Source organism: Nonomuraea sp. NPDC049784 (assembly GCF_040659615.1).
Classification (GTDB): Bacteria; Actinomycetota; Actinomycetes; order Streptosporangiales; family Streptosporangiaceae; genus Nonomuraea.
The window spans coordinates 1-11,579 of sequence record NZ_JBFAMX010000310.1; the positions used below are offsets into that span (position 1 = coordinate 1).

Here is an 11,579-nt window from a genome sequence, read left to right on the forward strand (position 1 = left end):
GGCTCCAGGGCGAGGTGCTCGAGGAGCAGCTCGGCTACTGGCGCGAGCGGCTGGCGGGGGCCCCGACCCTGGAGCTGCCCACCGACAGGCCCCGCCCCGCCGTACGGTCCTCGGCAGGCGCGAAGGTCGAATTCGACATCGCTCCACAGATCACGGCCGCCCTGCGAGCAGTGAGTCGTGAGGCCGGGGCCACGATGTTCATGACCCTGCTCTCCGCTGTCTCGGTGCTCCTCGGACGGTACGCCGACCAGGACGACATCGTGATCGGCACTCCGATCGCCAACCGCAACCGGGCCGAGACCGAGGACCTGATCGGGTTCTTCATCAACACCTTGGTCCTGCGTACCGACCTGTCCGGCAACCCCACCTTCGCCGACGTGATCGGCAGGGTGCGCGGCAACGCGCTCGCCGCCTACGCCCACCAGGACGTGCCGTTCGAGCAGGTCGTCGACGCCCTCGCCCCCGAACGCGACCGCTCCCGCACCCCGCTCTTCCAGGTCTTGTTCGACTACGCTCTGGGCGGCGACGGCGGTGAGTCCAGGCTCGGAGCGGCCGAGGTGTCCGGGTGGGGTACGCCGCAGGAGACGGCGATCTTCGACCTCAGCATCGCGCTGGTGGAGGACGGCGACAGGCTGGCGGGGGTGGTGGAGTACAGCACGGAGCTGTTCGACCGCTCGACGATGGAGCGGATGCTCGGCCACCTGACGACACTGCTGGAGTCCGTGACCGCCGACGCTGAGCGCCGGGTTTCTGAGCTACCCCTCCTGAAGACTCTGGAACGACGGCAACTGCTCAGCGGCTGGAACGCGACCGAGGCTCCACTCCCCAGCCTTTCCGGCGTGCACGAACTGATCGCCGAGCGGACGGTCGAGGCTCCGCAGGCCGTCGCTGCGATCTGCGGTGAGGAGACGCTGACCTACGCCCAACTCGAGGTACGGGCCAACCGGTTGGCCCATTACCTGCGGGGTCTCGGGGTGGGGCCGGAGACGGTCGTCGGCCTGTGTCTGGAGCGTGGGCTGGACCTGGTGGTGGCGGTGCTGGCGGTCTGGAAGGCCGGCGGCGCTCACCTGCTCCTGGACTCCGACTACCCGGCCGACAGGGTGGCGTACATGCTCGCCGACAGCCAGGTCCAGGTGGTTGTCGCGCATCGCCGGTCGGCCGAGCGCCTGGGCGAGGGCGCGCTGACGGCCGCGGACACCGTTGTGTGGCTGGACGACCGGCCCACGGTGGCTGCGGTGGCGGCCGAGTCCTGGGCGCCGGTATCGGGCAAGACGCACCCGGGACGCTTGGCCGGCGTGATCTACACCTCCGGTTCCACGGGCAGGCCGAAGGGTGTCCTGGTCACGCACGGGTCGCTGGCCGGAACGTACGCTGCCTGGTCACAGGCTCACTTCCCGGCCGAGGCGAAATACCGGTGGCTGTCGCTGGCCAGCGTCAGCTTCGACGTGTTCACCGCCGACCTGGTCCGGGCCCTGTGCGGCGGCGGGGCCTTGGTGATCGGTGAGGTGGGGCTGCAGCTCACCACTCCCGCCTGGGTGGCGGAGCTGGAACGGGCGAAGGTCAACGCGTTCGAGTGCGCGCCCCGGTTCGCCGACGAGCTGGTACGGCACCTTGAGCGGGATGGCCGGCGCCTGCCCGACCTCCGCTTGATGGTGGTGACGACGGATGTGTGGCGCACGTCTGCCGTTCTGCGGGCTCGTGAGGTGTTGGGTGCGCGGGTGCTGACGGCGTTCGGGATCACCGAGACGACGATCGACTCGACCTACAGCGAGCTGGCCGGGATCGAGGCGGGGGTGGATGGGCCTGCTCCGATCGGTGGGCCGTTGCCGAACACGCGGGTGTATGTGCTGGATCGGCATCTGCAGCCGGTCCCGGTGGGTGTACCTGGGGAGTTGTTCATCGCCGGCGTCGGCGTGGCCCGAGGGTATGGCGGCCGCCCAGAGTTGACGGCCGAGCGGTTCGTCGCCGATCCGTTCTCCGGTGATGGGGGGCGTTTGTATCGCAGTGGCGACCGGGTGCGCTGGCTACCGGACGGTGAGCTGGAGTTCCTTGGCCGCGCCGACCAGCAGGTGAAGATCCGCGGGTACCGGATCGAACCCGGCGAGGTCGAAGCCGCCCTGCTGGCGCATCCGGCCATCACCGCGGCTGTCGTGGTCGCCGACCCGCTGGAGCGGTTGGTCGCTTACGTGGTCGGAGACCTGCCGCCGGTGGCGGAGCTGCGCGCATCCGTGCGAGACAGCCTGCCCGAGTACATGGTCCCGTCGATATTCATGGAGCTGCCGGCCCTGCCGGTGACCCGGCACGGCAAGCTCGACCGCGCCGCCCTCCCCGCACCCGACAACCTCCAGCCTGGGTCAGAGAGCGACTACGCACCGCCCCGCACCGCCACCGAAGAGGTGCTGGCCGGTATCTGGGCGCAGGTCCTCGGCCTGGAACGGGTCGGAGTCACGGACGACTTCTTCGACCTGGGCGGGCACTCCCTGCTGGCCACCCAGGTGATCTCCCGGCTACGGGCCGCCTTCACCGTGGAGGTGCCCCTCGCGGCGATCTTCGACCATCCGAACATCGCCGAACTGGCGGAGGTGATCGAGGAACTGTCGCCGCAGGCACCGCTGAGTGACTACGAAGAGTTCGAATTCTAGGAATACGGGGACGGACGAAAAGATGACGCAGAGCCGCCCGCCAGGGTGGGAACTCCAGCGCGGCAGATCACCGTGCGATCGCGGCGCGGGCTGGTGGGCCTGACAAAAGTCTGAACAGGTCGCGATGAGCATAATTAAATCGTCGTGCGGCGATATCGCATTGCCTGTTCCGGGAAAGAGAAAAAAATTACACTCAACCTGACCGATAGGTTGTGAGAAGAAATACTGGCATAATATGGGGCAGGACAAAGGGGGATTTCGTGCCGGCGTCCGTGCCGACTTTATCCGTGCAATCGGTGATCCCCCGGTCGCCTGCGGCAATCGGACGAAGAAGGGCTTTCGGAATGGACAATCTGGAGCTCGACCAGGCGGAGCGGGGCGCGATTTCCCAGCTCCTGGACGAGTGCGAGGAAGAGTTCTACAAGCTCGACCAGGAAGCTGCTCTGCACCACGCGACGGTGTACGCCCACGAGCTGCCGAAGCGCCTGCGGCTCGCGCTGAACGCGTTCCGCCTTGAGCAGATGTCAGGCGTCCTCACGATCTCAGGACACCCGATCGACCATGATCGGCTGGGCCCGACGCCGGCGCACTGGCGCGACCGCCCCGAGCCCTCGCCCGCCCGCCGTGAGGAGCTGCTGCTCCTGCTCTACGGCTCGCTGCTGGGCGACCCGTTCATCTGGGCGACGCAGCAGGACGGCCGGCTGGTCCACGACGTCATCCCGATCAAGGGACACGAGCACGAGCAGCTTGGCTCCAGCAGCGAGGCGTTGCTGACCTGGCACACCGAGGACGCCTTCCATCCGTTGCGCGGCGACTTCCTGCTGTTCTCCTGCCTGCGCAACCCCTACTCGGCCGCCACGACGGTCGGATACGTCGACGACCTCCAGTTGGCCGACGACGTCAGGGCCACGCTCATGGAGAACCGGTTCGTGATCAGCCCGGACGAGTCGCACCTGGCCCACAACAACTCCGCCGCCGACGAGGGCGTCTTCGCCGCCATCACCCAGATGAAGGACGCCCCCGAGCCGGTGGCCGTCCTGTTCGGAGACCCCGCCAAGCCCTACATCCGGGCCGACCCGTACTTCATGAGCGTGGCCGAGGGCGATGACGAGGCGAGGTCCGCTCTCGACCAGCTCGTCAAGGCCATGGACGATCTGATGTTCGACATGAAGCTGGAGAGCGGCGACTATTGCTTCCTTGACAACTACCGGGTCGTCCACGGGCGCAAGCCGTTCAACGCCCGCCACGACGGCACCGACCGATGGCTGAAGCGGATCAACGTCACCAGTGACCTGCGGAAGTCACGGGCGGCGCGACTCTCCTCGGCCGCCCGATCGATCAGCTGACCTGGCTTCCTAGTGAGACCTCTCCGCTGTGAGCGCGGTGGCCAACCGGTCCAGGCCCTCGGCGAGCTGGCCGGCCTGGCCACCGAAGCCCAGCCTGATGTGCCGCGGCGCTCCGAAGCACGATCCGGGGATCACCAGGACGCCATGTTCGGTGAATAACCGCTGGCAGAAGGCGTCGACGTCGTCCACGCCTTCGAGCCGGGGGAAGGCCGCCACCCCGGCCTGGGGAAGGGGCAGCGAGACCAGCCTCTCGTTGGCCCGTGACCACTGCCTGAGGACCTCGCGGCTGTCCCGGGCCTGCCGGTGGCGCGGCCCGATGAACGCGTCCGCGTGTTGGAGCACCCGCAGCGCCACCAACTCGATCAACGGCGCCACGTGCAGTGTGGTGTAGTCGCGGATGCGTACGCAGTCCCACAGTACGTCCGGCGGGCCCAGGCACCAGCCGAATCGCAGGCCGGCCAGCCCGAAGACCTTGGAGAAGGTGCCGAAGCCGATGCCGCGCTCGTAGAGCGTGGAGACGTCGGGCAATGGCTCGCTGTCATAGGTCAGTTCCGCGAACGCCGCGTCCCACAGCAGGTAGGCGCCCACCTGCCGGGCCCGGTCGACCAGGCGCAGCATGTCCTGCTCGGCGATCGTGACGCCGGTCGGGTTCTGCGGGAAGTTCACGATGACGGCGCGCGTGCGCTCGGTGATGAGTGCCAGCCCCTCCTCGATCACGGGCTGCCAGTCGCGGTCGGCGTCGAGCCACCAGGTCTTGACGTCGCAGCCCAGGCCGACGGCCAGCTCGATCAGCAGGTGGTAACCGGGCTGTACGACGAGCACCTCGTCGCCCGGCCGCAGCAGGGACATCAGCACCAGGGAGACGGCCTCGCCGGAACCGCTGGTGGTCATGACCTTGTCGGGGTCACCGCTGCCCCAGCGCTTGGCGATCTCGGCACGCACTGCCGGGGCGCCGAGCGAGTAGCCGTCGTCGAACACGAGCCTGTCCAGCTCGTCATGGCTGAGGCCGGTGATCGACCGCACCTCGGCCATGGAGTACGGCTGCACGCCGCTGGAGCTGATGTCGATCTCGGCGTTGAAGTAGTTGTAGCGGAGCCAGTCTTCGAGTGGTGCGGAGCGTAGTCGCACGTGGGGCCACCTTCGGCTTGTCCGTCCGGGAATGTTGCGTGGATCTTTGCCGTAGCGAGGATCAGCCGGATGGATGCCCCGCAAGGCGACGGCACTAGTTCTTGGCGAGGAATTCGAGAATGGCGGTGTTGACCTCGGCCGGGCGCTCCAGATAGCCGTAGTGTCCGCACGACTCGATCTCGACGTAATCGCAGTCGGGAATGGCCTCGGCCACCTCGGCGCCCAGGTACGGCGGGGTGATGAGGTCGTCGGAGAAGGCGATCACCCGGCACGGCGCCGTGACGCCGCGCAGCGCCGCGCGCCGGTCGGGCATCTCGTCCGCCCACTGCTGACCCGCCGACGTCTTCCTGTCGCGGGCGAACACCGTGAACGTCTCCAGCCACAGAGAGGCGGTCCGGTCGTCGTTCAGGCTCGCCGGTGACAACATCTGGAAGGCCGACAGCGCCGCGTCGAACTGCGGCGGCAACGTCACGCCGCTGTCGGCGAGGGCGCGGAACGCCTCGGAGTGCGCCTGGCGGGCCGCGTCGGTTCGCGACTTCGTCGCGATGAGCACGGCGCTGCGCACGAGATGGGGCCATTGGATGGCCAGCTCTTGGGCGATCATCGCGCCAAGGGACACGCCGATGATCCGGCATGGCGCCGCTGCCAGGGCCTCGATCAGGCCCTTGGTGTCGGCCACCATGTCGGCCAGGGAGTACCGGCCGGGCGGCACGTCCGACGGGGGGATGCCCCTGTTGTCGAACGTGACCGCCTGGTAGCCGGCCTCCACCAGCGCCGGCGTCTGGTGCAGGGTCCACGCCCGGCCACTCGCGGACGATCCCATGATCAGCAGGACGCGTTCGCCGCGCCCCCACCGCTCATAGGCCAGGCGGATCCCATTGGTGAATACGTGGGGCATCGGGACTGCGCGTCACTGGCCGTCGAGCGCGATACGGAGACTCTTCGGCCGCATGTCCGTCCAGTTCTCCTTTATGTACTCGTCGCATTCCGGCTTCGGGCCGATCATCCCTGTCTCCGTCCAGCCACCGGGGACCGCGAGATCCGCGGGCCAGATGGAGTACTGCTCCTCGTGGTTGATCAGCACCTTGAAACGGGCGTCGGGCGATTCGAAGTCCAGCGTGGTTGTCCGCATCGCGACCTCCTGAAGGGTGAGAAACAGCGGTGATGTTGCGGGGTTCCTACCAGCGCCACTCCTGCTGGCCGAGCAGGTGCTCGGACTTGACGCCGTTGTCGGCGCACCAGGACTGGAACTTCTCGACCTCCTTGAGCTGCACCGAGTCGTCGGTGTAGCTGGTGGCCATGACGTGACCGAGCCAGCTTTCCTCGCCCATCGCGTAAATGTAGGCCTCGGTGGCGCCCAACTCGGTGACGATGGCGCTGGCTTGCTCGGCGTTGGAGCCCGACAGCTTGCGCGAGTCGCTCATCTTCTTGGTGACCGGGCGGGTCAGCAGAGCCTGGTAGAGCCACGTGAGTGGCGCACCGTCGCACTCCATGCCGAGGAAGGCCACGTCGACCGTGCCGAGGTGCCTGCGGATGTGGCGGTAGAGCAGCGGGTCGATCCCGGAGGAGTCGGCGCCGACGAAGATCGACCGGCCGGCCATCTCGACCCAGAACGTCGACTTGCTGCGGATGTCCAGGTCGGCGTGCTCGCCGAGGAACGGGGTCGCGACGACCTTCCCGCCGGGGAAGGCGACCTCGTCGAAGTCGTCCACCTCCGTGACGGGCAGCCCGAGGTGGGACAGATAGAGGGCGAGGTTGGGGTCGCACAGGTTGCCTCGCGAGGACCTCGGCACCACGACCTGGCCGACGCGGCCGCGCAGCTGCAGCAGCGTCTCCAGCACGATGTGGTCCTGGTGGCCATGGGTCACCAGGACCAGGTCGAGGTAGTCGGGCAGGTCGTCGTAGGTGTAGCGGCCACCGGCGGTGTTGTCCGCGCTGATGAACGGGTCGGTGATGATCGCCGCTTCCGGCGTCTGCAGGACGAGGCAGGCGTGCCCGAAGTAGCGGATGCGTCCCCCGCCGTCGATGTGCCGGTCGCTGTTCAGCGACGGCTGTGTGGTGAGCAGGCCCTCCAGCTGCCTGGCGGCGGCGTCGTCCGGTAGTTCGAGCGCTTCGCGCAGCTCGCCGAGCGTGCTCGGCCGTACTCGGGCGCCGAACAGCGCCTCCAGGCCGGGGTGCCGGAAGGGGATGCGCAGGTCAAGGACGTCGGGCGATGACAGTCTCGGGGTGCTGAGGATGAACGGGCGCTCGTAGCCCGGTTCGATCGACAGCTGCACCGACTGGCGGTCTTCTGAGTAGACCGAGCTGGTGTAGACGACCGGCTCCATGAAGCGCAGCGTCGGCTGGTTGTTGGTGTCGTAGGCCAGCTCCACCAGGCCGCCCAGCTCGGGCGGGAGCTTCGGGTAGAGGGGCGTGAGGTCGAAGCCGGAGGCGCTCTGCCGGAGGATGTCCTCGGCCTCCATGATCGCTTCGGCGAAGCGGAGCATCTCGGCGCGGTCCCGCTTGATCGAGTCGAGCAGCGCCCGGACCTCGCCGGCCCGGTCCTCGCCGATGTTCACGAAGTATCCGCCGCGAAGAGCCGGATTCTGACTTGCCGCGATGTGAACGGGCGGCGACTGCAGATAGGACTCCAGCAGAGGAACTTGCAGAAACGCCAGATTCATGGCTGCCTGGACCGGTGCAACAGTTAGCACCCAGGCATAGAAACCATCGACGAGCGGCTCGATGATGGCATTTGGCCGGAGGAAGCGCGGTTCGTTGTCCATGTCTGCTCCCAGACTGTCAAATAAGGCCCTCGCAGGGTCTTGCATCGCACCAACCCGGAGATGACGCTACACGTTGAACGGGTTAATGCGCGCCCCCTCCGTATCTCTTTTTCGGGCCCTTCCGGTCAGGTGTAATATACGCCTGACACCAGATTTGTGAAAGGCATTACTAATCGCAGTTAGATGATCGCGGTGCGTCAAATGGCCCCGATCCTCCGCTGAAAGGCTCGCGGAAAACGTGACTCTGGGTGACGTACGGCGTGATGGGCATCGGAGACCGCCGGGCGGCGCGCGACCGCAGTCCATGATCGTGAAAGGCCGTGTTCAGTAGGGTCATGACCATGCGGAGAGAGCAGGCGCTGAGCACGCTCGCCCGGCCCGCGGTCCAGGACGCCCTGCTGGCGGCGCTCGCCCTGGTCGTCTCGCTGGGTTACCTCATCGTGACGGCAGCCGACGCCGGCCCGATAGCAGTCGGTCAGATGGTGGCGGCCGCCGCGATCGGAGCGCTCACGGGGCTGTCGCTGATCCTGCGGCGCGAGAGGCCGATCCTCGTGGTGGCCGTGGTCGTCGGCGCCGAGTTCGCGGCGGCCGTGATCTTCGGGGGCGACCCCAAGGGTCTCACCCTCTTCCCGGCCTGCGTGGCGTTCTACAGCGTCGGCAGATACCTGCCGGCGCGCTCCGGGTGGCCGGTGGGCGGGGTGGCCGCACTGGCCTACAGCTACGACGTGCCGCCCCAGATCACCGTGGTCTACGCGATCGTCCTGATCGCGATCGGGCAGAGCGTGCGGGCCCGGCAGGAGCTGAACCGGCGCAAGCACATCCAGACCGCCGCCGAGGCCGTCCACAGCGAGCGGCGCAGGATCGCCCGCGAACTGCACGACGTGGTGGCCCACCACATCAGCGTGATGAATCTCCTCATCGGCGCCGCCCGTACCACCCCCGACCTCGACGCCTCCCACGAGGCCCTGCGCAGGGCGGAGCAGGCCGGCCGCGACGCCATGACCGAGATGCGGGGCCTGCTGAACGTCCTGCGGGCCGACGACGCCGAGGACAAGAGCAGCGAGGACGGGGCGGTCGGCTCGCCCGACTCCCTCGACACCCTGGTGGCTCGCGCCCGCGAGACCGGCCTGCCCGCCGAGCTCGTGATCGTGGGGGAGCGACGTCCCCTGCCGTCGGCCGTCGACCTGGCCGTCTACCGCGTGGTGCAGGAGTCGCTCACGAACGTCCGCAAGCACGGCCAGGGCGGCCGGGCGACCGTTCAGCTCGCCTACAGGTCCTCGGCACTCAGCGTGGAGATCATCGACGACGCGATGAGCGCACGCCGCCCTGCCACCGGAGGGTACGGGCTGGCAGGCATGGCCGAGCGCGTCGCCCTGTGCGGCGGTATGTTCGAGGCCGGACCCAGGCCGCAGGGTGGCTTCCGGGTGTTCGCCGACTTTCCGCTGCCCGCCGCATCTGGAGAAGAGACGTCGTGATCACCGTTCTGCTCGTCGACGACCACGTCGTGGTCCGGTACGGCCTGCGCCTGATCCTCGAGGCGCATCCGGACATCACTGTCGTTGGCGAGGCCGGCGACGGGCGGGAGGCCGTCAGCCGGACCCGGGAGTTGGAGCCCGACGTGATCCTCATGGACATCCACATGCCGGAGCTCGACGGCATCGCGGCCATCGAGCAGATCACGAGGGCGGCCCCCGAGGCGCGGATCCTGGCGCTGAGCACCTTCGACCTCGACGAGTACGTCGTGGGAGCGCTGCGTGCCGGGGCCTCGGGCTTCCTGCCCAAGGACGTGTCGCCAGAGGAGATCGTCGACGGGGTCCGCGTGGTACACCGCGGCGACTCCGCCGTCGCACCCCGCCTGCTCACGCGTCTGATCGGCACCTTCGTCCGCGCCGGCCCCCGGGAGGGCACGGCGGCCTCCGCTGCCGAGCTGTCGGCGCGGGGCCTCAGCGAGCGTGAGCGCGAGGTGCTCACCCTGATCGCCAAGGGCCACTCCAACGCCGACATCGCCGAGGCGCTCGGCGTCGCCGTCTCCACCGTCAAGAACCACGTGACGAACCTGTTCGCCAAGATCGACGTTCACGACCGGGCGCAGGCGGTGATCGTCGCCTACGAGGCGGGCCTGATCACCCCCGGCGCCTGAATCCCGGGACCCGGGCCCGCTGGGCCCAGGGGCCCATCCTGTAGGACCGTGAGCCCAGCGATCAAGCCTTCTTCAGAAGGAGGCGCGGCGCCTTACGGCTTGCGAGGCTGAGACCATGGCAACGATCGAGGTACATGACCTCACCAAGACCTACGGTGACACGACCGCGGTCAGTGGGTTGTCCTTCACCGTGCAGCCCGGCAGGGTCACCGGCTTCCTCGGCCCGAACGGGGCCGGCAAGTCCACGACGATGCGGATGATCCTCAACCTCGACCACCCGACGGGCGGCTCGATCAGGATCAACGGCAAGCCGTACACCGAACTGGCGGCCCCGCTGAGGGAGATCGGCGCGCTCCTCGACGCCAAGGCCTCCCACGGCGGCCGCACCGCCTACAACCACCTGCTCTGCCTGGCGCAGAGCAACGGCATCCCCGCCTCGCGGGTGAGCCAGGTCCTCGACCAGGTCGGGCTCGCGTCCGTCGCGGACAGGCGCATCGGCGGCTTCTCCCTCGGCATGGGCCAGCGGCTCGGCATCGCCGCCGCCATGCTCGGCGACCCGCCGATCCTGATGTTCGACGAGCCGGTGAACGGGCTGGACCCCGAGGGGATCATGTGGATCCGGGGCTTCATGCGCGCGATGGCGGCAGAGGGCCGGACCGTGTTCGTCTCCAGCCACCTGATGAGCGAGATGGCGCTGACCGCCGACCACCTCATCGTGATCGGCAAGGGCCGCCTCATCAAGGACGCCGACATGGCGGAGTTCGTCAGCGGCGGCGACGGCCACGTGCGGGTCAGGTCGCCGCAGCTGACCGAGCTCGCCACTCTGCTCAGCCGGCACGGGGCGGCCGTGAAGCCGGCCGGCGACCACCTGGAGGTGCGCAAGATGCCTGCCAACGTGGTCGGCGACCTGGCCGCGGCCCGCGGCATACCCCTTCACGAACTGTTCGCGCAGGAAACCTCGCTGGAGGCGGCCTACATGGCGATGACCAAGGACAGCGTCGAGTACCACCTCGGCGACTCTCTCGTCACGGAGCAGAGATGACCTCCCCCACCCAGACCGCCGCACGTGCCCGCTTCTCCCGGATATTGCTCTCGGAATGGACGAAGCTGCGCACCCTCCGCTCCACGATGTGGGCGCTCGTCGTCACGACCGTGCTGATGATCGGCGCGGGCGCCGCGATCTCTCTGGCCGCGCTGGGCGCCGACGAGGATCCGGCGCATCCGTCGTTCAACGTCATCGAGCTGAGCTTCCAGGGCGGGGTGCTCGCCCAGCTGTCCCTGGCCACGCTCGGCGCCCTGGTGATGACCGGTGAATACCGCACCGGGATGATCCGCACCTCGCTCGCCGCGGTGCCCTGGCGGTCGCGGCTACTGCTGGCCAAGGTCCTGGTGTTCGGCGGCGTCGCCTTCGTCGTCAGCATGGTCTCGTCGTTCGGCGCGTTCTTCGTGACCCAGGCGACCCTGTCGGCCCGCTTCGACGCGGCCACCCTCGCCGACCCGCACGCGCTCCGCACCGTCTTCGGGGCCGGGCTCTACCTTGTCGCCACCGGGCTGCTGG

10 protein-coding genes are annotated in these 11,579 nt (G+C 68.3%); 6 read left to right on the forward strand and 4 right to left on the reverse strand.

Features of this window, described 5'->3' with window-relative positions:
• Positions 1 to 2,642 (forward strand): amino acid adenylation domain-containing protein (locus tag AB0J09_RS39965; RefSeq protein WP_360702898.1); only part of this gene is annotated, 2,642 nt, incomplete at its 5' end.
• Positions 2,643 to 2,986: 344 nt separating this feature from the next.
• Complete coding sequence (gene gntD, locus AB0J09_RS39970) at positions 2,987 to 3,988, forward strand: guanitoxin biosynthesis L-enduracididine beta-hydroxylase GntD (RefSeq protein ID WP_360702900.1); 1,002 nt, start codon at positions 2,987 to 2,989, stop codon at positions 3,986 to 3,988.
• 9 nt (positions 3,989 to 3,997) lie between these two features.
• On the opposite strand, the gene vioD is transcribed toward gntD, so the two are convergent.
• The 4 genes from vioD to AB0J09_RS39990 all read right to left on the reverse strand — a co-directional run bounded on the left by vioD (position 3,998) and on the right by AB0J09_RS39990 (position 7,926).
• Positions 3,998 to 5,116, reverse strand: a complete 1,119-nt coding sequence (vioD, locus tag AB0J09_RS39975; RefSeq protein ID WP_360702903.1) for a capreomycidine synthase — start codon at positions 5,114 to 5,116, stop codon at positions 3,998 to 4,000.
• Positions 5,117 to 5,210: 94 nt separating this feature from the next.
• Positions 5,211 to 6,014: an alpha/beta hydrolase gene (locus AB0J09_RS39980; protein WP_360702906.1), complete on the reverse strand. Its 804-nt coding sequence runs from the start codon at positions 6,012 to 6,014 to the stop codon at positions 5,211 to 5,213.
• Between the two features lie 12 nt (positions 6,015 to 6,026).
• A complete protein-coding gene (locus AB0J09_RS39985) occupies positions 6,027 to 6,248 on the reverse strand; it encodes an MbtH family NRPS accessory protein (protein ID WP_360702909.1) in 222 nt (73 codons plus the stop codon).
• A 46-nt stretch (positions 6,249 to 6,294) separates the two neighbouring features.
• Positions 6,295 to 7,926 (reverse strand): MBL fold metallo-hydrolase, encoded by a 1,632-nt coding sequence (locus tag AB0J09_RS39990; protein WP_360702912.1) that lies wholly within the window; start codon positions 7,924 to 7,926, stop codon positions 6,295 to 6,297.
• Between the two features lie 296 nt (positions 7,927 to 8,222).
• On the opposite strand from AB0J09_RS39990, the gene AB0J09_RS39995 reads away from it, so the two are divergent.
• The 4 genes from AB0J09_RS39995 to AB0J09_RS40010 form a co-directional block, all read left to right on the forward strand.
• On the forward strand, positions 8,223 to 9,356 hold the full coding sequence (locus tag AB0J09_RS39995) for a histidine kinase (protein ID WP_360702915.1): 1,134 nt from the start codon (positions 8,223 to 8,225) through the stop codon (positions 9,354 to 9,356).
• A complete protein-coding gene (locus AB0J09_RS40000) occupies positions 9,353 to 10,021 on the forward strand; it encodes a response regulator transcription factor (RefSeq protein ID WP_360702918.1) in 669 nt (222 codons plus the stop codon). The genes AB0J09_RS39995 and AB0J09_RS40000 overlap by 4 nt, the downstream gene beginning before the upstream one ends.
• A gap of 115 nt (positions 10,022 to 10,136) precedes the next feature.
• Complete coding sequence (locus AB0J09_RS40005; protein WP_360702921.1) at positions 10,137 to 11,063, forward strand: ATP-binding cassette domain-containing protein; 927 nt, start codon at positions 10,137 to 10,139, stop codon at positions 11,061 to 11,063.
• The coding region (locus AB0J09_RS40010; RefSeq protein ID WP_360702924.1) for an ABC transporter permease at positions 11,060 to 11,579 on the forward strand (520 nt) is incomplete at its 3' end. The genes AB0J09_RS40005 and AB0J09_RS40010, both read left to right, overlap by 4 nt.